This is a genomic window from Microbacterium sp. CR_7 (assembly GCF_041954755.1).
Classification (GTDB): domain Bacteria; phylum Actinomycetota; class Actinomycetes; order Actinomycetales; family Microbacteriaceae; genus Microbacterium.
The window spans coordinates 517,747-537,810 of the sequence record NZ_JAVAYF010000003.1 but is presented as its reverse complement, the minus strand read 5'-3'; the positions used below and the strand labels follow the sequence as shown (position 1 = coordinate 537,810).

21 protein-coding genes are annotated in these 20,064 nt (G+C 69.9%); 7 read left to right on the top strand and 14 right to left on the bottom strand.

What is annotated here, in order from left to right; all coding sequences use genetic code 11:
* Window positions 1-19: 19 nt before the first annotated feature.
* The 8 genes from RAC81_RS08750 to RAC81_RS08715 all read right to left on the bottom strand — a co-directional run bounded on the left by RAC81_RS08750 (window position 20) and on the right by RAC81_RS08715 (window position 8,617).
* Window positions 20-1,063, bottom strand: coding sequence for a FecCD family ABC transporter permease (locus tag RAC81_RS08750; protein ID WP_375082000.1), 1,044 nt, complete (start codon window positions 1,061-1,063; stop codon window positions 20-22).
* Window positions 1,060-2,091 (bottom strand): FecCD family ABC transporter permease, encoded by a 1,032-nt coding sequence (locus RAC81_RS08745; protein WP_375081999.1) that lies wholly within the window; start codon window positions 2,089-2,091, stop codon window positions 1,060-1,062. Before RAC81_RS08745 ends, RAC81_RS08750 begins: the two co-directional genes overlap by 4 nt.
* Before the next feature lie 32 nt (window positions 2,092-2,123).
* Entirely contained in the window at window positions 2,124-3,167 is a 1,044-nt protein-coding gene (locus RAC81_RS08740) for an iron-siderophore ABC transporter substrate-binding protein (RefSeq protein ID WP_375081998.1), read from the bottom strand.
* Window positions 3,168-3,357: 190 nt separating this feature from the next.
* The gene (locus tag RAC81_RS08735) at window positions 3,358-4,197 is read right to left on the bottom strand and encodes an ABC transporter ATP-binding protein (RefSeq protein ID WP_375081997.1); all 840 of its coding nucleotides are present in this window, start codon (window positions 4,195-4,197) and stop codon (window positions 3,358-3,360) included.
* Window positions 4,190-5,050 (bottom strand): ABC transporter ATP-binding protein, encoded by an 861-nt coding sequence (locus RAC81_RS08730; RefSeq protein WP_375081996.1) that lies wholly within the window; start codon window positions 5,048-5,050, stop codon window positions 4,190-4,192. Before RAC81_RS08730 ends, RAC81_RS08735 begins: the two co-directional genes overlap by 8 nt.
* Window positions 5,047-5,958 carry an ABC transporter permease gene (locus tag RAC81_RS08725; protein ID WP_375081995.1) on the bottom strand — a complete coding sequence of 304 codons (912 nt, stop codon included), beginning with the start codon at window positions 5,956-5,958 and terminating at the stop codon, window positions 5,047-5,049. The genes RAC81_RS08730 and RAC81_RS08725 overlap by 4 nt, the downstream gene beginning before the upstream one ends.
* Window positions 5,955-7,016 carry an ABC transporter permease gene (locus RAC81_RS08720; protein ID WP_251585102.1) on the bottom strand — a complete coding sequence of 354 codons (1,062 nt, stop codon included), beginning with the start codon at window positions 7,014-7,016 and terminating at the stop codon, window positions 5,955-5,957. Before RAC81_RS08720 ends, RAC81_RS08725 begins: the two co-directional genes overlap by 4 nt.
* Before the next feature lie 14 nt (window positions 7,017-7,030).
* Window positions 7,031-8,617 (bottom strand): ABC transporter substrate-binding protein, encoded by a 1,587-nt coding sequence (locus tag RAC81_RS08715; RefSeq protein ID WP_375081994.1) that lies wholly within the window; start codon window positions 8,615-8,617, stop codon window positions 7,031-7,033.
* A gap of 204 nt (window positions 8,618-8,821) precedes the next feature.
* On the opposite strand from RAC81_RS08715, the gene RAC81_RS08710 reads away from it, so the two are divergent.
* The 3 genes from RAC81_RS08710 (at window position 8,822) to RAC81_RS08700 (ending at window position 10,052) form a co-directional block, all read left to right on the top strand.
* Window positions 8,822-9,355: an Lrp/AsnC family transcriptional regulator gene (locus RAC81_RS08710; protein WP_375081993.1), complete on the top strand. Its 534-nt coding sequence runs from the start codon at window positions 8,822-8,824 to the stop codon at window positions 9,353-9,355.
* Between the two features lie 134 nt (window positions 9,356-9,489).
* Window positions 9,490-9,735, top strand: coding sequence for a type II toxin-antitoxin system ParD family antitoxin (locus tag RAC81_RS08705; RefSeq protein WP_375081992.1), 246 nt, complete (start codon window positions 9,490-9,492; stop codon window positions 9,733-9,735).
* Window positions 9,732-10,052, top strand: a complete 321-nt coding sequence (locus tag RAC81_RS08700) for a type II toxin-antitoxin system RelE/ParE family toxin (protein WP_375081991.1) — start codon at window positions 9,732-9,734, stop codon at window positions 10,050-10,052. Before RAC81_RS08705 ends, RAC81_RS08700 begins: the two co-directional genes overlap by 4 nt.
* A gap of 82 nt (window positions 10,053-10,134) precedes the next feature.
* Here RAC81_RS08700 and RAC81_RS08695 read toward each other — a convergent pair whose 3' ends face one another.
* Entirely contained in the window at window positions 10,135-10,503 is a 369-nt protein-coding gene (locus RAC81_RS08695; RefSeq protein WP_256999405.1) for a hypothetical protein, read from the bottom strand.
* 134 nt (window positions 10,504-10,637) lie between these two features.
* Window positions 10,638-11,651: a hypothetical protein gene (locus RAC81_RS08690; protein WP_375081990.1), complete on the bottom strand. Its 1,014-nt coding sequence runs from the start codon at window positions 11,649-11,651 to the stop codon at window positions 10,638-10,640.
* A gap of 85 nt (window positions 11,652-11,736) precedes the next feature.
* Between RAC81_RS08690 and RAC81_RS08685 the strand changes: the two genes are divergently transcribed.
* The 4 genes from RAC81_RS08685 to RAC81_RS08670 are packed head-to-tail and all read left to right on the top strand — an operon-like array spanning window position 11,737 to window position 14,720.
* A complete protein-coding gene (locus tag RAC81_RS08685; protein WP_375081989.1) occupies window positions 11,737-12,708 on the top strand; it encodes a hypothetical protein in 972 nt (323 codons plus the stop codon).
* Window positions 12,705-13,244, top strand: a complete 540-nt coding sequence (locus RAC81_RS08680) for a hypothetical protein (protein WP_375081988.1) — start codon at window positions 12,705-12,707, stop codon at window positions 13,242-13,244. Before RAC81_RS08685 ends, RAC81_RS08680 begins: the two co-directional genes overlap by 4 nt.
* Complete coding sequence (locus RAC81_RS08675; protein WP_375081987.1) at window positions 13,193-13,831, top strand: hypothetical protein; 639 nt, start codon at window positions 13,193-13,195, stop codon at window positions 13,829-13,831. The genes RAC81_RS08680 and RAC81_RS08675 overlap by 52 nt, the downstream gene beginning before the upstream one ends.
* 58 nt (window positions 13,832-13,889) lie before the next feature.
* Window positions 13,890-14,720: a zinc-ribbon domain-containing protein gene (locus tag RAC81_RS08670; RefSeq protein ID WP_375081986.1), complete on the top strand. Its 831-nt coding sequence runs from the start codon at window positions 13,890-13,892 to the stop codon at window positions 14,718-14,720.
* A 237-nt stretch (window positions 14,721-14,957) separates the two neighbouring features.
* On the opposite strand, the gene RAC81_RS08665 is transcribed toward RAC81_RS08670, so the two are convergent.
* The 4 genes from RAC81_RS08665 to RAC81_RS08650 all read right to left on the bottom strand — a co-directional run bounded on the left by RAC81_RS08665 (window position 14,958) and on the right by RAC81_RS08650 (window position 19,953).
* Window positions 14,958-15,392, bottom strand: a complete 435-nt coding sequence (locus RAC81_RS08665; RefSeq protein ID WP_375081985.1) for a DUF779 domain-containing protein — start codon at window positions 15,390-15,392, stop codon at window positions 14,958-14,960.
* Complete coding sequence (locus RAC81_RS08660; RefSeq protein WP_375081984.1) at window positions 15,392-16,951, bottom strand: aldehyde dehydrogenase family protein; 1,560 nt, start codon at window positions 16,949-16,951, stop codon at window positions 15,392-15,394. The genes RAC81_RS08665 and RAC81_RS08660 overlap by 1 nt, the downstream gene beginning before the upstream one ends.
* A gap of 116 nt (window positions 16,952-17,067) precedes the next feature.
* Complete coding sequence (locus RAC81_RS08655; protein WP_375082055.1) at window positions 17,068-18,390, bottom strand: GAF domain-containing protein; 1,323 nt, start codon at window positions 18,388-18,390, stop codon at window positions 17,068-17,070.
* A 135-nt stretch (window positions 18,391-18,525) separates the two neighbouring features.
* Window positions 18,526-19,953 (bottom strand): CCA tRNA nucleotidyltransferase, encoded by a 1,428-nt coding sequence (locus RAC81_RS08650; protein WP_375081983.1) that lies wholly within the window; start codon window positions 19,951-19,953, stop codon window positions 18,526-18,528.
* Window positions 19,954-20,064 lie beyond the last annotated feature (111 nt).

Genomic DNA, 20,064 nt, shown 5'->3' with positions numbered 1-20,064 from the left:
GGACGGGGGGATGCCGCGGCTAGGCCCCGCGTCGTGCCGGGCGGATCACCAGGTACACCAGGTACACGCCGCCGAGCACGAGGGTCACCACTCCCACGGGCAGCGCATGCTTCGGCACGAGGTTCTGCCCGATGATGTCGGCCATAGACAGCAGCGTCGCCCCCATGAGGGCCGTCGCCACGAGATGCGGCGTCCCGCTCCGCGCGATGAGCCGCGCGAGATGCGGCGCGGCGAGCGCGATGAACGCGACCGGTCCGATCACGGCCGTCACCACGCCGGTGAGTCCGACCGCGATCGCCACGAGCGCCGCCTTCGTGAGGCCCATGCGCCCGCCCAGACTCGATCCGAGATCGTCACCGAGCTCGACGAGCCAGAGCCCGCGGCGTCCGAGCGCGAGCAGTGCGATGAGTCCGAGCACGATCGCGATGGGCAGCGCCGCCTGCGTCCATCCGACCCCGTTGAGCGACCCTGCGCCCCAGATGGCGGCGGAGACCGCGACCTCCAGTCGGGCCCGCAGCAGCATCCACGAGTTCACGGCCGCGAGCACCGCGCTCACGCCGATCCCGACGATGACGATGCGATAGCCGAGGGCGCCCTGGCCGGCGACGAGCAGCGCGACCAGCGCGGCGGTGGCGAATCCGCCGAGGATCGCGCCGATCGCGATCGCGAACTGCGACCCGCCGCCCGCCGTGATGACGATGAGCGCTCCCGTGTAGGCGCCGGTGGTGAGGCCGATCACGTCGGGGCTTCCGAGCGGATTGCGGGTGATGGTCTGGAAGATGCTGCCGGACAGAGCGAGGGCCGCGCCGAAGACCACGGCGGCGAGCGCGCGAGGCAGACGCCAGTCGACCACGACCATCCGCACGCCCCCGTCCGTCTCGAACAGTGCCTGCACAGCCCTGATCGGCGACAGCACCGTGTCGCCGATCGAGATTCCGGCCACCAGGGAGACGAGAAGCGCCGCGACGAGCAGGCCCATCGCGACGCGCGCCCGCCGATCGAGCGGCCGGCGAGCTCGACGGATCGCCTGACGGGCGTCGGCGGCGCGTATCGAGACGCTCACAGCTGCACCGGGTTCTTGCGGCGGCCGATCCAGATGAGGAAGGGTGCGGCGACGAAAGCCATGACGATGCCGACCGGCACTTCCTGCGGAGCGATGATCACGCGGCCGACCACGTCACCCAGCACGACGACGATCGCCCCGATCACGGCGGCCAGCGGCACGATCGCCTTCTGCGAGGCGCCTACGAACCCCCGGGCGATGTGCGGAGCGGCGAGGCCGAGGAAGGCGATGGGACCCGAGAGGGCGGTGGCGGTGCCGGCGAGGAGCGTCACCGCTGCGACGGCGGCCGTGCGCAGCGGGCCGATCTTCACGCCGAGCGCCGCCGCCGTGTCGTCGCCGAGCGCCAGCACGTCGAGGCTCCGCGTCATGAGCAGGGCGATGACGAGCCCCAGCGCGATCGCCGGGCCGGCGAAGACCAGCAGCGACAGGTCCCGTCCGGCCAGGGCACCGGACTCCCAGCTGCGCATGTGCAGGAAGGCCGTGGGGTTCAGCAGCACGAGCGCGGTCGTGACGCCGCCGAGCACCGCGGCGAGCGCGACGCCGGAGAGCACGAGCGTGACCGGGCTGCCCCCGCCGACCGCACCGAGCAGCACGACGCCGATGGTCGCGACGAGGGCGCCGACGAGGGCGAACACCATCAGATGCGGGAAGTCGCGCACACCCAAGGCGGCCACGGCGATCGCCACTGCGACGGATGCTCCCGCATTGACTCCGAGGATGCCGGGGTCTGCCAGGGCGTTCCGGGTGAGGGCCTGCATCACCGCTCCCGCGGCGCCGAGGGCGAGTCCGACGACGATGCCGAGCACCGTCCGCGGGATGCGCGACTCGCGCACGACCAGCTGAAGATCGCTCCCGTCGAAGTCCGAGACGGCGTCCCAGACGGTGCCGGGCGCGATCACCTTGGTGCCGACGGTGACACCGACCCCGGCGGCGACGACCAGCGCGAGGGTCGCGAGCACGACGACGAACGCGATCCGCGCGGCGGGATGCCGGCGCAGATCGCGTCTCGTCGGTGCGACGGTGGTCACTCGAGGGTCACTCGACGCTCACTCGGCGGCGATCATTCCGCGGTGTGCGCGGGCCCCTGACCGGCCACCGCATCGGCGAGGGCCGGCACCAGGGTGTCGAGCACGTAGGGAAGGCTGAGCGGCGAGGTGAAGTAGATCGCCCCCGCCGTGACGCCGTCGGTGTAGACGACCGACGATTCCTGCATCGCGCGGAGCGCGGTGACGAACGGCTCGTCCTCGAGTGCGGTCACGTCGTCCTCCGACTCGGTGCCCCAGATGAGGACGTCGGCCGCGTTCAGCACGTCGAGGTTCTCGACGGGGATGTACGCCTGCCCGCCCGACTCGTCCTCCGGCGCGTACGCGTCGATGTCGGCGGGGATCGTGAACCCGAGGTCGGTGAGGAAGTCGGTGCTCAGGCCGTCCTGGTACGCGATCGCCGAACCGTCGTAGATCGCGTTCTGCAGGAAGACGGCGGGCTTCCCGGCGAACTCGGGGTGCTCGGCCGCGGCATCCGCGAACCGCCCGTCGATGTCGTCGACCAGCTCCTGCGCCTCGTCCTCGAGGCCCACGGCCGTGCCGATCTGCAGCGTCTGCACGTCCCACGGCTCGAAGTACATCGAGTAGTCGCCGGAGTGCGCGACGGTCGGCGCGATCTCCGACAGCCGGTCGTAGTCCTCCTCGGTCATGCCGGCATTGGTCCCGATGATCAGGTCGGGTTCGAGCAGCGCGATGGCCTCGAAGTCGAGGCCGTCGCTCGTCGTGAGCACCTCCGGCTCGGAGTCGCCGCGCGCGTCGTCGGCCCATGGCCAGGAGGCGAACTCGTGATCGCCGTACCAGTCCGTCACACCGACCGGCTTCACGCCGAGCGCCCACAGGGTGTCCTGCTCGGTGTACCCCACCGAGACCACCCGTGCCGGCTGCTCCGAGACGGTGGTCTCGCCGTAGGCGTGCTCTACGGTGACCGGGAACGCGTCGTCATCGACGCGCGGGAGGTCGGCATCGGAGGATCCGGCCGCCGGGCTGCAGGCGGTGAGAGCCGCGGCGGTCGCGGCAGCGGCGAGAAGGGCGGCGAGCACCCGGGAACGTGAGCGAGGCATGGCGGAACCTGTCGGTCGAGATAAGGGTTGCCTAAGCTTACTGAACCCGGCGACAGGATTTCGAGTCAGATGCCGCCTCCCTCCCCCGCGGAGTTCTCGCGAAGGAGATCGCACGCTGCGTAGGAGCATCCGTCGTGTCCGGTCCTGCGCTGCGTGCGATCTCCTTCGCTACGCGCGGCACGCTCGCAGATCAGCCGATGACGGGCGGGATCTCCGACCAGGCGATCCGCTCGTCGGTCGACGGAGCGGCGGGGATGCGCCCTGCGCCGTCCGGCTCCGGGATCGCCGCGAGCAGAGCCCGGGTGTACGGATGCTGCGGCGCAGCCCACACGCGGTCGGTCGGCCCCGACTCCAGCACGCGGCCCGCGTACATGACAAACGTGCGGTCGGCGATGCGGCGAACCACCGCGAGGTCGTGCGAGATGAACAGCATCCCGGCACCGGCCTCGGCGACGAGGTCGCGCATGAGTCCGGCGACGCTGGTCTGCGTCGAGGCGTCCAGGGCCGAGATCGGCTCGTCGGCCACGAGCAGCGACGGCCGCGCCGCGAGCGCCCTGGCGATCGCGATGCGCTGCTTCTGCCCGCCCGAGAACTGATGCGGGAACCGCGTCGCGACCTGAGCCGGGAGTCCGACGCGCTCGAGCCACTCCTCCACGCGCGAGCCCTCGGCGCCGCGCGCACGCGCGGTCGCGATGCCGTCGGCGATCTGGTCGCCCACGCGGCGGCGTGGGTTCAGCGAGGTCGACGGGTCCTGGAACACCATCTGGATGCCGGTGAGCGCGAGCGTGCGGCGGCGGATGCCGAGCGGCGTGACCGGCGCATCGCGGAAGCGCACCTCTCCGGCGGCGATCCTCTCGATGCCGACGACCGCGCGGGCGAGGCTGGACTTGCCGCTGCCCGACTCGCCGACCAGCGCGACGGTCTCACCCGGCGCCACCTGCATCGACACCTGGTCGACGGCGACGACCGGCGGGTTGCCCGGGTAGCGCACGACGACGCCCTGCGCGTCGAGGACGGAGACGTCACTCATCGGCATCCTCCTTCTCGCTGGGTCCGGCCGGGTCGGCATCCGCGACCGGCTCGTCCGGCGCATCCTCGACCTTCGAGCCGGGCAGCGCCGCGAGCAGCGTGCGCGTGTACTCGTGCTGCGGGTCGCGGAACAGCGTCTCGCGGTCGGCGCGCTCGACGATCCGACCGTCCTTCATGACGGCGACCTCGTCCGCGATCGCGCTCATGACGCCCAGGTCGTGCGTGACGAGCAGCACCGCGAGGTCGCGCTCAGTGGCGAGGTCGCGGAGGAGCTTCAGGATGCCGGCCTGCACGGTCACGTCGAGCGCCGTGGTCGGCTCGTCGGCGAGAAGCACCTCCGGGTCGCAGGCCAGCGCGCACGCGATCGCGATGCGCTGCCGCTGGCCCCCGGAGAACTGATGCGGATAGCGCTTCAGCGCAGCATCCGGATTCGGCACCTGCACCGTCTCGAGCAGTTCGATCGCCCGTGCCTTCGCCGCGGCGCCGCGGAGGCCGAGGTGCACCCGCATGTGGTCGGTGAGCTGGCGGCCGACGGCAAGCTGCGGGTGCAGCGAGGCGGACGGGTCCTGGAAGACCATCGCGATGCGCTTTCCGCGGATGCGGTTGAAACCGCGCCGACGGAGTCCGACGAGCTCCTCGCCCGCGAGGGTGATCGAACCGCCGGTGCGCGCCTGGCGCGGCAGGAGGCCGAGCACGGCGAGCGAGGTGAGGGTCTTGCCCGATCCGGATTCGCCGGCGAGTCCGTGGATGCGGCCGGCCCGCAGGTCGAGGGAGATGCCGTGCACGAGCGGTCGGCCGATCTCGATCGTGAGGTCGCGGATGCTCAGCGCCGGGGCTGCGGGGGAATCGCTCATGCTGCCGCTCCCTTCGCCGAGGCGACGTGGTCGGCCTGCTTCTCGTGCGTGACCTCTGCCGTCGGGTCGAGCACGTCGCGCATCGCATCGCCGAGGAAGTTGAATGCGAGCACGACCGTGAGGATCGCGAGACCGGGGAAGACGCCGAGCCACCATGCGTCGAAGTTCTGCATCGCGGCTGAGATCATCGATCCCCACTCCGCGGTCGGCGGCTGCGCGCCGAGGCCCAGGAACGACAGTCCCGAGAGCAGGAGGATCGCGGCGCCGATGTCGAGCGTGGCCAGCACGAGCATGGGTCCGGCGATGTTCCGGAGGATGTCGACGAACAGGGTGCGCACGGGCGAGTGGCCGAGCAGGCGCCCCGCGATGACGTAGTTCTGTCCGCGCAGGCCGAGAACGATGCTGCGGGTCACACGTGCGTACTGCGGCCACGACACGACGATCGCGGCGATCACGGCGTTGAACAGCGACGGGCCGAGCGACGCGGCGACCACCATCGCGAGGATCACGGTCGGGAACGCCATGAAGAGGTCGGTGATGCGCATGAGCGTCTCGTCGACCGCGCGACCGAAGTACCCGGCGACCGCGCCGATCGTGGTGCCGATGATCATGGCGGCGATCACGAGCATGAGCGCGAGCGGAAGGCTCACGGTCGCGCCGGTCATGAGGCGCGAGAAGATGTCGCGCCCGTTGCCGTCGGTGCCGAGCAGGGTGTCGATCCCCGGCTCCTGCAGACGCGGGAGCACCTGGGCGTTCGGCCCGTACGGCACCCACCACTGCGCCGTGAACGCGATGACGATCCAGGCGGCGGCGATCACGGTGCCGATCACTCCGAGCGGAGTGCGCCACGCGCGCGGCCAGCGGAAGCGGAACCGCCAGGGACCGGATGCCGAGTCGATGCGGCTCATGCGATCCTCACTCTCGGGTCCAGGACGCCGTAGAGCAGATCGACGACGAAGTTGATGAGGAGGTAGATGACGCCGACGACGAGACCGACGCCCATGATGCCGGGCAGGTCGAGGTTGGCGGCGGAGTTGTAGGCGTACGTGCCGAGGCCCGGCCACGCGAACACCGACTCGACCAGCACGGTGCCGGAGAGCAGCGACCCGAACGCCACGCCCACGACCGTGAGGATCGGGAGCGACGCGCCGCGGAGCACGTAATCGAGGATCACGCGCATCGCGGGAAGGCCCTTGGCCCTGGCCGCGCGCACGTAGTCGCTACCAAGCACCTCGAGCACAGACGTGCGGATGAACCGGGTGAGCAGACCGATCGTGACGAGAGACAGCACCATGACCGGCAGGGCGAGGTGCGCGAGGGCGTCGAAGAAGCCGACGCCGTCGCCGTTGAGGAGGTAGTCGACCGTGTACAGCCCGGTGATGCGGGGCGGCGGCGTGATCGACGGCGAGATGCGGCCGGAACCAGGGGCGATGCGCAGCTCGAGGAAGAAGACGTAGAAGCTCACGAGTGCGAGCCAGAAGGTCGGGACGCTGAGGCCGACGAGCGTCACGACCCGGATGACCTGGTCGGTCACGAGCCCGCGACGGTAGGCGGCGAGCGTTCCGAGCACGATGCTGACGGCGAGGCTCAGGATGATCGCGCCGATCGCGATCTCGATGGTCGCCGGCACCGCGGTGGCGAGATCGCTGGTGACCGGTCGCCCGGTCACCAGCGATGTGCCGAGGTCCCCGCGGAGCAGGTTCCCCATGTAGATGACGTACTGCACGATCAACGGCTGGTCGAGTCCGTTCGCCTTGATGAAGGCCTCGCGCGTCGCCGGGTTCTGCGACGCGCCCTCACCGAGCGCGGCCGACACGGGGTCGCCCGGAACCAGGTTCGTGAGCGCGAAGGTCACGATCGTGACCCCCACGAGCAGGAGCAGGGAGGTGCCCACCCGGCGCAGCAGGTAGCCGACGAGCGGCGACCTGCGACGCTGCGCCTGGCGTTGCACGGCCACCGTCGTCATGCGTCAGAGCCCTCTCAGCCGGCGGGCTGGATCTCGGCGATGTCCATCTCCCACACCGAGTTGTACACGGCGCCGGAGACGGCATCCGCCGTGGCGATGTTGCGGCCGGGGACGATCAGCGGCACGAACGGACCCTCGGCCTGCATGGCCTCGGCGAAGTCCGTGAACGCGGCGCTGCGCTGGTCCTCGTCGGTCGCGGCGGCCGCACCCGCGGCGATGCCCGCGATCTCGGGGTTCGCCTCGGCCGCCCAACCCGCGCGCAGGCCGACCTTCAGGCCCGGAGCGAAGGGAAGGAAGTTCGCGGAGTCGGCGTAGTCGGGACCCCAGAACCACAGGCCGAAGCCCTCGGTGCCGTTGACGTAGGCGTCGAGCTCGGTGGCGAACGGCGCCGGAGCGAGCTCGACCGTGATGCCGGCATCCTCCAGCTGCGCCTGCACGCGCTCGGCGAGCGGGGTGAACTCCACGCCGCCGACGGGGTAGTCGTTCGGGAACTGCAGCTTCAGCGTCTGACCGGTGTAGCCGGCCTCGGCGAGCGCGGCCTTCGACTTCTCGAGGTCCTGCTCCACACCGGTGTCGAGGGCGCCCTCGAATCCGGGCGGGATGACACCGGTCGCCTGCACGGCGCCGGCGCCCGCGAGCTCGAGCAGCGCGTCGTAGTCGAGCGCGTAGCGGATCGCCTCGGCGATCTTGACGTTCGCGAGGTCGCCGGCCACGGCCGAGGACTGGTTCAGCAGCAGGAAGATCGTCTGGCCGGACGGCACGGAATCGACCTGGAGGCCGTCGCCGAGACCCGAGACCTGGTCGCCGTTGAGGTCCATCGCGACCATGGAGTCGCCGCCCTTGAGGTTCGCGAGCTGAGTCGCGCTCTCCGACACGTTGCGCACGACCACGCGGTCGTAGCCGGCCTCTTCGTCGCCGTTGTACTCGTCGTTCTTCGTCAGCACGACCTGCGACGAGAGGTCGAGGGTGTCGAGCACGAACGGTCCGGATCCGGCGGACTCGCCGTCGAGGAAGCCCTGCGCCGAGTCGGAGCCGTCGGTGGTGCCGCCGTTCTCGATCACGACGTCGGAGTTGACGATGCCGAGCGCCGGGTTCGCGAGGATCGCGGGCAGCTGCAGCAGCGGGGTCTCGGAGGTGATGCTGATGGTCTTGTCGTCGACCTCGGTGATGGTGAGGCCGCCGAGCAGGAAGTTCGGCTTCGCGTCCTCCATGCCCTGGATGCGCTGCAGCGTGAAGACGACGTCCTTCGCCTCGATCGGCGAGCCGTCGGAGAAGACGCGGTCGCCCTCGAGCGTGAAGGTGAACTCGGTCGCGGCGTCGTTCTGCTCCCAGGACGCGAGGCCGGGGACCGGGGTCGACACATCCGAGCCCTCGAAGTCGACGAGCGTCTCGTAGAGCGCCTTCGCGATCATGTTGCCGGTCGGGTCGTAGGTGTGGCCGGGGTCGGCGGTCTCGATCGAGAACGCCGTGTCGATGACGAGCGAACCGGACGACGAGTTGCCATCGCTGTTGTTCGCGGAGTTGCCTCCGGAGCATCCTGCGAGCGCGAGGAGCGAGACCGCTCCGATCGCGATGACGGACGTGCTGCGACGTGACGACATGAGAGCCTCCAGAGGCGAGGAGTACATTCGGGTTCGGTCGATGCCGGGTGGACGACCGGTGAACAGATTCGCATCATATGGGACGATGTGTCCAGCGAGGATGCAACCGAACTCACGGTCTGTCCCATGACCTCGCACAGGAGGAGACATATGTCCAGCAAGAACAGCGATGCTTCGCAGCATTCTGGACGAAGTGCCACCCCTTTGGACGACACCGCATACAGAATCCTCGGCACGCTGCGCGATAACGGTCGCATCTCGATCGCCGCGCTGGCCGAGGAGGTCGGCATCTCGCGCGCCAACGCCTACACGCGGGTCGAGTCGCTGATGCAGGACGGCGTGATCACGGGGTTCAGCGCGACCGTGAATCAGGCCAAGGCGGGGCTCTCGATCGGAGCCCTCGTGTTCGTCACGGTGCACCCGCAGGCATGGGCATCGTTCCGCGACCGCGTCATGGAGATGCCCGACGTCGAATGGTGTGCGATCACGACGGGAGAGCACGACGCGATGCTGCTCATCCGCGCGGTCGATGTCAGTGGAGTCCACGAGTTCTCGACCGGGGTCATCGCGCAGCTTCCCGAGGTGCGCACGGTCGTGAGCGTGGTCGTGCTCGACGAGGTCGTGCGCCGCTCGTACCTGCTGCCCACAGACCTTCCGGAACGCGACCTGACGGCCCCGCTCGGCATGACGCGCTGGACGCCGGCATCCCCCGGTCGCGACGCCCTCCCGCCCCGCTGAACCCGCAGGTCGTCGATCGAGCGTCCCTCCCCCTCGCCAGGTCGTCGAGCGAGCGAAGCGAGACAAACGGGGACCCGTCACATAACGCCTCGATCCGTATGGCAAGAATTGCCAACCCGTCGTAGACTGACGCGATGGCGACCATGAACGTCTCCCTTCCCGACCCGATGAAGCGCTTCGTCGAGGATCAGGCCGCGGAGCGGGGGTTCAGCACGAGCAGCGAGTTCGTGCGCGACCTCATCCGCCACGAGCAGGCCCGCACCCAGCTCCGTTCGCTGATCGTGGAAGGGCTCGCGTCCGGACCGGGCTCCGTCGCGGACGACGACTACTTCGACGGCCTTCGCGATCGCGTTGGCGACCCGGGCGCGAAAGCGTCGTGACCGCTCGCCGAGTCGTCACGAGCAGACGCGCAGATCAGGACATCGTCGAGGCCCTCGACCATCTCCGGGATGCGGGGGCCGACGCCGCCGCCTACGACCTCATCGATGAGCTGCAGGAGCTGTCACGGCGCATCGCGCAGTTCCCCTCCATCGGATCATCCCGCTTCGCGGTCGAGACCGGCATCGCCGACCTGCGGGACGTCGCGCTGCGCCGCTTCCCGTATGTCGTCTTCTACAGCGAGGACTCCGACGCGGTGCGCATCCACCGTTTCCTCCATCACAGCCGCGACATCCCCGCAGAGCTGCGGGGCGGGTAGCGCCCGACGCCTCCCCCGCGGGCTGCGCTCGCACGCCGACCCGAGGGCTGCGCTCGCTCGACGACCCGAGGGTTGCGCTCGCTCAGCGAGCGTCGGAGGCGACCTCTTCGCACACGCTCAGCTGCGGCAGGCCGTGCATCTCGTAGTGCTCGACGAGCCGGATGAGCCCGGCATCCGTCAGCTCGAGGTCGCTCTCGCCGCTGCCGGTGACCACCGTGCCGTCGGCGACGAGCACGTGCACGAACGACACCCAGATGGTGTCGCCGGTGCGGGTGCCAACGAAGCGCCCGAAGGTCACGGTGTCGCCCGAGTAGTCGCCCCAGATCGCGCCGTCCTTCTCCCAGTACACGAACTCGCTCGGCGACTCGGGATCGACGGCGGAGGTGGTCGACGACACCATGCGGAAACGGCGGCCGTCGAGGGAGGGGATGGTCGTCACAGGCGAGTTCACCCTCCGATTATGGGGTGGATCACCGGGCGGCCGCGCCGCGGCATCCAGGCGTCTCCCGCCCGCTCGGATCGCGCCGATCGAGCGAGACGAAACGCGCGGCGCTCGACGGCCCGCATCCGTTTCGTCTGACCCCGTCACTCCAGGTCGAGGCGCAACAGACCGGGCAGATGCGAGGTCTGCGCGCGCACCGTGACGAGGAACGTCTCGTACTCCGGGACCATCTGCACGCGCGATGATCCGAGCACAAGGGTGGAGGATCGGCCGGCCCGACGCTCGAGGCGGAGGCGACGCACCGGGTAACCCGTCGGGGTGAGCCAGACGCGGCTCAGCTGCGCGTACGGGACGTCGAGGTCGTCGAGGCGCAGACCCTGCTGACTGACCCCGATCCGCGAAGGGATGCCGCGGAGCACCCTCCGCCGCCGCACTGCGCCGATCAGCAGTCCGACGCCGGCGACGCCCGCGAACGGCGCGATGAGGACGAGCGCCGACAGCTCCCCGTCGAGGAATCCCGGAGTGAAGGCGACGGCGACCGTGGCGAGCGTCACGAGCAGGGCTGCGACTCCTCCGACGAGGAGCGCGTTCGCGAACCCGCGCTCCTTCGACGCGTCCACCTGGAACGACGTCGGCAGGTGCGCCCTCGCGCGTGCGGCCGCGACGGGATCGACCGCCGGCGGCTCGTCGATCGGGGTGAGCACGGCCATGAGCTCGTTGAAGGTCGTGCGTGTGAAGCCCGGCAGCTCCACGATGATCTCGCGCCCGTTGCTGTAGACGATGAGAGCGCGCGTGACCCCGCTGCGGATGCCGTTCGTGCGGTGCTCCGTGATCTTCGAGCGGAACACGGTCGTGGCGCGGTCGAAGACCTCGCGGTTGCCGCCGCGTCCGACCTCGACCGTCGTGGGGCGCACGACGACGCGGACGTTGCGAAACCAGAAGATGCCGAGCCACACCGCCGCGGTCAGGGCGAGCGCCACGACGAGCACGATGATCCCGCGCGTCGGTATGTCCATGCGGCGCGGCAGGAACTGCGGCAGCACGAAGAGGGTCAACGTCGACAGCACCGCCGTCGTCACGACCGCGCTCATCACGGCCCGTGCCGGATGACGACGGAACACCCGTTCGCCCGGCACCACAGCGACCCCGTCGACCATCCCCGGCCCTCCCCGCTCTGGACTTCCTCTCGCACAGTAGCGGCGAACCGTCTTGCCGCGCACTCCCCCGGGTAGCGTGGGTCGCATGCACTGGATGCCCGACCCCTCGGCCGGATCATGGCTGCGCGACAGGCTCGACGACCCGTGGAACTCGTCGATGCACTCGGTCGTCCCTCACGGATACCCGGCCTACGCGCGCATCCTGCACCCGGCGATCGTGCGCTCGCTCCCCGATCGACCCGTTCCGACTTTCGACGACTGGGACCGGATGCCGGGGCCTGAGCAGCAGCGACTCATGGAGCTCTTCGTCGACGAGCCAACGACCTGGGCCGAGACCGCCCGGGCGTTCGGCACCGTGCTGCATCCGCTCGCCCAGTGGCAGCGCGTGGTGCGCACGCCGATGGACGAGGACTGGCAGACCCGCATCGCCCCGGACGGTCGGGAGTTCAGCGCCCCGGCCGATGGTGCCCTCGCGCCGGAGACCGTCGCGGCGATCGCGACTCACCTGCGTGCGACCACGGCCACGCCCGACGACGGAGTGGCCGCACTGTGGGAGGGTTTCGGCGGTCTGCTCGGCCACCTCGGGCACACCCCGTCGCGCGCGTTCCTGACGCCCGTCGACGATCCGAACCACCGGGCGATGCTCGACCGCAGCGTGCACGACCCTTTCAACAACGTCTTCCGCAGGAAGACCTGGCAGGAGGGCATCCTGTCGAGGGAGATCTCCGAGGGACCGCGCTTCCGCACGCGAGACCGCGCCTACGTGCTGTTCTCGGCCGGCGCCTCCGAGTTCGCCGATGCCGACTGGGTGCTGCGCGCGCCGTGGCGCGACCTCCCCGGCGAGCAGCACGGGTTCCCGCCGAGCGCACAGAGTCCCAGCATCCTCTGGCCCGAGGATCGGGCGTGGGTGCTGGTCAGCGAGATCGACTACGACTCCACGGTCGTCGCCGGGTCGGCCGAACTCGTCGCCGCACTATGCGCCGATACCGCGCTGGAGGCCTTCGCGATCAGCGAGGGCGCCGAGCTGCACGGGGACAGCGACGAGGTGAACCGATGAGCCACCCGCAGCCCGCCACGAGCTTCGACAGCCGACCTCTGACCGATCCCGTCGACCCCCGAGCCGTCAGCTCCTTCGCGGCGGAGCTCCGCGCCCGCGGTTCGCTGGGCATGTCGGTCTCGACCGTGATCGGGCTCGTGGTCGTCGTGATCGTGGTGCTCGTCTCCGTCCCGATCGCGGCCTCCGTGCTCATCGGCCTCGCCACCAGCCCGCGCGACTTCGGGTTCGCCGGGATCGGACTGCTGCTCTTCGGCGGCGTGGGCGTCGCGATCGGCATCAGTGCGCTCGTCGGCTGGCGGCGAGCACGGGTCACGCGGTACCGGCTCGACAGGTTCGCCCGGGCCAACGGCATGACCTACGAGGCGCGGATCGCCGAGCCTCCGCTGCCCGGCATGATCTTCAGCCTCGGCCGCTCACGTGTCTCGACAGACCTCGTGCGGGGCACGAACCGCGGTTCGTCGAATTCGGCAATTACCAGTACACGGTGCAGTCAGGGAAGAACTCGACCACCTACCGCTGGGGGTACGTCGCGGTGAAGCTCGACGTGCCGCTGCCGAACATCGTGCTCGACGCGAAGGGCAACAACGCGTTCGGCTCCAATCTGCCCGCCTCGTTCCAGCGCGAGCAGCGGCTGTCGCTCGAAGGGGACTTCGACAAGTACTTCACGCTCTACTGCCCTGCCGGCTACGAGCGCGACGCGCTGTACCTCTTCACGCCCGACATCATGGCGCGCTTCATCGACAACGCCGCCGAACTCGACGTGGAGATCGTCGACGACTGGCTGTTCCTCTACACGCAGCGACGTGCATCGACGCTCGACCCCGCGACCTGGTCGTGGCTGTTCGGCGCGGTGGGCGCGCTCATCACCAAGTTCGACCAGTGGGCGCGGTGGCGCGACGACCGGTTGCGCGAGGAAGCGGCGAGCGCTCCGGCATCCGTGGTTCCCGCTGTGGACCCGCAGACGGCCAGCGCCCAGCTACCGTTCGCGCCGCCTGCCGGTCTGCTCGCGCCGCCGCCCGGGGTGGCCGCCGAAGGACGGCGCCTCAAGCGCGGCTTCCGCTGGCTGCCGGTGGTGGTCATCCTCGGCTTCATCGCGTTCTGGTACCTGCGGAACGCATTCTGACTCCCCCGTCTCGCACCGGACCACGGCCGGTGTCGGTGCGTCCGGTTACTGTCGCGGTGTGGCGGAGCCGGTGCAGCAGTGGTGGGCGAGGAGGCAGTTCTCGCGCGGCAGCGCCGTGCCCTACGAGGTCGGCACCTTCCGCACAGCCTGGGCCGCCTATCCGGAGCTGATCCGCCAGTACCACCCGGAGCTGAATCACGGTGTGACCCTGTCGCAGATTCCCCTCGCCGCCGATGTGCTGCTGTGCTGGGAGTGCGCCGTCGGGCACCGCTTCGCCGCGACCCCGACCGAGCAGCGCGAGCGACCAGGGCGCGTCCGCCGCCGTTCGGCCTGGTGTCCGGAGTGCTCGACCCTCGCACGACCGCAACCCGTCGTCCTGGGCGAGGCCCGCGCGATCCCCCGGGCACCCCGCCGGCCCTCGCCCGCGCTGTGCACGAAGACGCCCGACCTCCCCTCCGGCACGGCGTTCCTCAGCACATGCGCGCCTCAGCCGGCATCCGCGGCCGAGGCTGCGCTGCGGGCGGGGCTCACCGAGCGCCTGCTCTTCGACGGCGGGGTCAACGCGGTCAAGGTGTCGAGGCCCTTCTTCCGGCACACCGAGGTGTGGCCGGACATCGTGATCCCCGAACTGCGCATCGCCGTCGAGTACGACACGGTCGGACGCCACGGTCTCGAGCACGTCGGCAAGCGACAGGATGCCGATCAGCGCAAGGACCGCGCGCTGCGTGGAGTCGGCTGGGAGGTCGTGCGCATCCGCACGGGGCCGCTCGCGCCGATCGGCCCGTTCGACCTGCAGATGACCTCGGTCGGCGTGCGCGGCATCACCCGCCTGCTCGACGCGTTCCGCGGCATCCGCGGCGACCTCCTGGTCGACGCCTACCTGCGGTGACGCGGCGGAGTGTGTGGGGGTGGGTGCTGTTGGGGATCAGCGGCCCACCCCATCCCCCCTCGGGATCAGAAGAAGATCTGACTCTCCCTCCGCAGGACGGTCGAACCGTCCGGACGCGTGGTCAGCTGGGGACTGACGTATCAACGCGTATACGGAAATGGTATCCCGCAGCACGTTGCATCATATTGCGACGCTCGATCTGCACCGCCGTCGAGTCGAACCGGTTCGATCTCCTGGTCAAACCGGATTATTTCCTGCGGTTTCCGCACGTTTACGAGTCTCGTTCGCGAGGCCGAAGTACACGAGTTCCGCGTCGTCCAGCATCCGCGAGCGGATGAGGAACCGCATCCCCGTCGGTCCCTCCACGCTGAACCCGGCACCCCGGCCCGGCACGACGTCGATGGTGAGGTGCGTGTACTTCCAGTACTCGAACTGCGACTCCGACATGAAGACCTCGACCGGGGCGTCGAGACCCACGTCGAGCGCCCCCAGCAGCACGTCGCTCGGCCCGGTGAGGAGCATCCCGACGGGGTAGCACATGGGCGACGACCCGTCGCAGCATCCGCCCGACTGGTGGAACATCAGCGGACCGTGCTGCGCCGCGAGGTCGCGGATGAGGGATGCCGCAGCATCCGTCACCGCGACCCGCGGGTAGCTACCGATGCTCACCATCAGAAGAAGCCCATCGGGCCCTCCGCGTACGACACGAGGAGGTTCTTCGTCTGCTGGTAGTGGTCGAGCATCATCTTGTGGTTCTCGCGACCCACGCCCGACTGCTTGTATCCGCCGAACGCCGCGTGCGCGGGGTACTGGTGGTACGTGTTCGTCCACACGCGGCCGGCCTCGATGGCGCGCCCCGCGCGGTAGGCCGTGTCGCCGCTGCGGCTCCACACTCCGGCGCCCAGACCGTAGAGCGTGTCGTTCGCGATCGAGATCGCGTCGTCGTAGTCGTCGAACGAGGTGACCGAGAGCACCGGACCGAAGATCTCCTCCTGGAAGATGCGCATGTCGTTCGTGCCCTCGAACACGGTCGGAGCGACATAGAACCCCTCGCTGAGATCGCCGCCGAGGTCGACCCGCTCACCACCCGTGAGGAGCCGTGCGCCGCCCTGCTTTCCGATGTCGATGTAGCTGAGGATCTTCTCCAGCTGATCGTTCGACGCCTGAGCGCCGATCATCGTCGCGGGGTCGAGCGGGTTGCCCTGCACGACCTTGCCGACCCGGTCGAGTCCGTCGGCGAGGAAGCCGTCGTAGATCGACCGCTGGATGAGTGCACGCGACGGGCACGTGCACACCTCACCCTGGTTGAGCGCGAACATCGTGAAGCCCTCGAGCGCCTTGTCGTAGAACGGGTCGCCGGTGTCGCGTGCGACGTCCTCGAAGAACACGTTCGGGCTCTTGCCTCCGAGCTCCAGCGTGACGGGGATGAGGTTCTGCGAGGCGTACTGCATGATGAGGCGCCCCGTCGTCGTCTCGCCGGTGAACGCGACCTTGCGGATGCGCTTGTGCTGGGCGAGCGGCGCGCCCGCCTCGATGCCGAACCCGTTCACGATGTTCACGACGCCGGCCGGCAGCAGGTCGCCGATGATGTCGAACAGGAACAGGATGGATGCCGGCGTCTGCTCGGCGGGCTTGATGACGATGCAGTTGCCTGCGGCGAGCGCGGGAGCGAGCTTCCACACCGCCATGAGGATCGGGAAGTTCCACGGGATGATCTGGCCGACGACCCCGAGCGGCTCGTGGAAGTGGTACGCGACGGTGTTCTCGTCGAGCTGGCTGATGCCGCCCTCCTGGGCGCGCAGGACCCCGGCGAAGTACCGGAAGTGATCGATCGCGAGCGGGATGTCGGCGGCGAGCGTCTCGCGCACCGGCTTGCCGTTCTCCCACGTCTCGGCGACGGCGATGCTCTCGAGGTGCTGCTCGATGCGGTCGGCGATGCGGTTCAGGATGACCGAGCGCTCGGCCGGGCTCGTCTTGCCCCAGGTGGCGAAGGCCTTCCAGGCGACGTCCACCGCCCTGTCGATGTCCTCGACGGTACCGCGGGCGACCTCGGTGAAAGGCTTGCCGTTCACGGGGCTGATGTTCTCGAAGTACTGCCCCTTCACGGGGTCGACCCACTCGCCGCCGATGTAGTGCCCGTAGCGGGGGCGGTAGTCGCCGATCGATCCCGCCTGCCCCGGTGCGGCGTAGGCGGCGGATGCAGTGGACACGTCCTCTTCGACGATGGTCATCGGTGACTCCTTCGACGGGCCGCGCTTCGGTGCGGCGGCTGATCCTCCGAAGGTAGGTCGCGTGACGTTGCACCCCGGTGCGCAACGTTGCAGGAGGTTGCGTGCCCGGCGAACCGTCAGCGCGCTTCGAGCCGCTCGATCCGGGTGACGAGGCCGGCGCGTTTCGGCGAGCGCGCCGGCAGCATCTCGAGTGCGAGGCGCAGCGCCTCGGCATCCGCCTGTCCTTCGGGGATCTCGGCGTAGGCGAGCAGCACGTCGAGGCTCGCCTCCGACAGCATCGCCTCGCGCAGCGCAGCACGCACCGAGTCGCGGAAGTCCTCGACGCCCGGCGACGTCGACTCGGGCAGTACCGGGCCGCGGTAGGCGGTCAGCGCGACGCGGTGCGCTCCTCGGTCGAGCAGCGACAGCACGTCGTGGGCGTCCGTCTCCAGCGGCACGGGCAGACGGTACGGACGCGACTCGGGCACGAGGCTCGGAGCGTGCTTCTCGAGCACCTTCCTCAGTCGCACCATCTCGGGCCGCAACGTGTCGGGGGAGGCGTCTGCGCCGTAGACGAGCTCGCTGAGGCGCTCGGCCGACAGGCCCTGGCGGTGCGTGGCGAGCATGAGCAGGATCGCGGCGTGCCGGGCGCTCAGCTCGATGACGGACTCCTCGTGCTCGGTCTCGGTCTCCAGCCGCGCCCGATCGCGTCCGAGCACGTGCAGGGTGGCACGGGTCGTCGGTCTGGCCCTCGTGGAGACGGATGCCGGGCGCTGCGTCTCGGCCCGTTGCCGGAGCCGGGCGACGAGCAGCTCCGACTCCACGGCGCGCGCGGTCGCATCGACGAGCAGTCTGGCCTGCGTCGACACGACCTCCTCCCCGCCGGTGACGTCGATGACGCCGAGCACGCGCTGCGTCTCGGGGTCCCGCACCGGGGCGGCCGAGCACGACCAGGGATGCACGAGCCGGTTGTAGTGCTCGGCTCCGCGGATCTGCACGGACTGACCGAGCGTGAGTGCGGTGCCCGGCGCGCTGGTGCCCACCGCATCCTCCGCCCAGTTCGCACCGGCGACGAATCCCATGCCGTCGGTCAGCGACTGCAGCTGGCGGTCACCCTCGATCCACAGCAGACGGCCCGCCTGGTCGCCGACGGCGACGACGACACCCGAATCCTCGACCGAGCCGGGCAGCAGGAGGGCGCGGATCATGTCCATCGCCGAGGCGAGCGGGTGCGCACGGCGGTACTCGTCGAGCTCCTCGCTCATGAGGTCGATCGGGGGGATGCCTTCGGGGCCGACGCGTCCGCGCCACGATCGCACCCACGACTCGCGCACGAGCGGACGGACCTGCTGCAGCCGCACGTCGTCGAGGTTGCCGGCGATCAGTTCCTCGTGTGCGCGCTCGATGAGGAGTCGGGAGGCCTCAGGGCCGTCACGCGACACCTGCCACGGCGCAACCACATCGTCTCCGATCGTCATCGCGGGTGGTCTCAGTGTACGAGCCGGGTGTCGCGGACGATACGGGTTGTGCGGGTGGTGTGTCAGGAGTGTTCGCGAACGCGCATGCAGCTCCCGGTCCTGCAAGCGAGCGGCGGGCTAGCCCCGAGCGGCCCACCACTCGCGGAGGCGCTGCTCCGCGGCATCCGTCCCGATGACGCCCTCGTCGAGGCGCAGATCGAGCAGGAAGCGGTAGGCCTCGCCGACCTCGCGGCCCGGACGGATGCCGAGCACCTCCTGGATGCGGTTGCCGTCGAGCTCAGGACGGATCGAGTCGAGCTCTTCCTGCTCGCGGAGTGCCGCGATGCGCGCCTCGATGTCGTCGTAGGCCGACGCGAGCCGCGACGCCTTGCGCTTGTTGCGCGTGGTGACGTCGGCGCGGGTGAGGATGTGCAGGCGCTCCAGCTCGTCGCCGGCGTCGCGCACGTAGCGCCGCACCGCGGCATCCGTCCACGCGCCCTCCGCGTAGCCGAAGAACCGCAGGTGCAGCTCGATGAGCGTCGCGACGGTCTCGGTGGTCGCCGTGTCGAAGCGCAGGGCCTGCAGGCGCTTGCGCGCCATCCGGGATCCGACGACGTCGTGGTGATGGAACGTGACCGCTCCCCCGTCCTCGAGCTTGCGCGTGCGGGGCTTGCCGATGTCGTGCAGCAGTGCCGCGATGCGCAGCGGCACGTCGGGAGCCGCGTCGGGATGCCGCGAGTGCTCGAGCGCGATCGCCTGCCGCAGCACGGTGAGCGAGTGCTCGTAGACGTCCTTGTGGTGGTGGTGCTCGTCGACCTCGAGGCGCAGCGCGCTGATCTCGGGCAGGAACTCGTCGACGAGTCCGGTGTCGACGAGTACGCGGATGCCGCGCACGGGGTCGTCGGTCTGCATGAGGCGCACGAGCTCGGACTGGATGCGTTCGGGGCTCACGATCGAGAGGGTGCCGCGCAGCTGCTCGATCGCCGCGGTCGTCGCGTCGTCGATCGCGAACCCGAGCTGGGCGCTGAACCGGGCTCCGCGCAGCATCCGCAGCGGGTCGTCGCCGAATGACACCTGCGGATCGGCCGGGGTGCGCAGCACTCCCGCGACGAGATCCTCGACGCCGCCCGTGGGGTCGATCAGCTTCACCGCCGGCACCTGCAGGGCCATCGCGTTCACGGTGAAGTCGCGACGGATCAGGTCGCCGTCGATCGTGTCGCCGAACTCGACGGTCGGCTTGCGGGTCACGCCGTCGTAGCTGTCGGCGCGGTAGGTCGTGATCTCGACCTGCTCGCCCTGCACGCGGGCGCCGATCGTGCCGAAGGCCCGGCCGATGTCCCACTGAGCGGTCGACACGGGTGTGACGATGCGCAGGATGTCGTCGGGCTGCGCGTTCGTCGTGAAGTCGAGGTCGTGGGTCTCCCGCCCGAGGATCGCGTCGCGCACCGGGCCGCCCACGACGGCCAGGTCGAACCCCGCTGCGGCGAATGCGTCAGCGAGGGTGCGGACCACCGGATTCTCGGCGAGCGCGCCGAGGCGGGCGAGGCCGTCGGCCATGTTGAGCATGGGTTCCAGCGTACTCGGGCGTCTTCGGGGGCTGGAAAACCCAGACGCCCGTCGTGGCGGGCGGCGTGGCGGACCGAGACACGCCGGGTGGATGCCGTGTGCTCTCCGTTT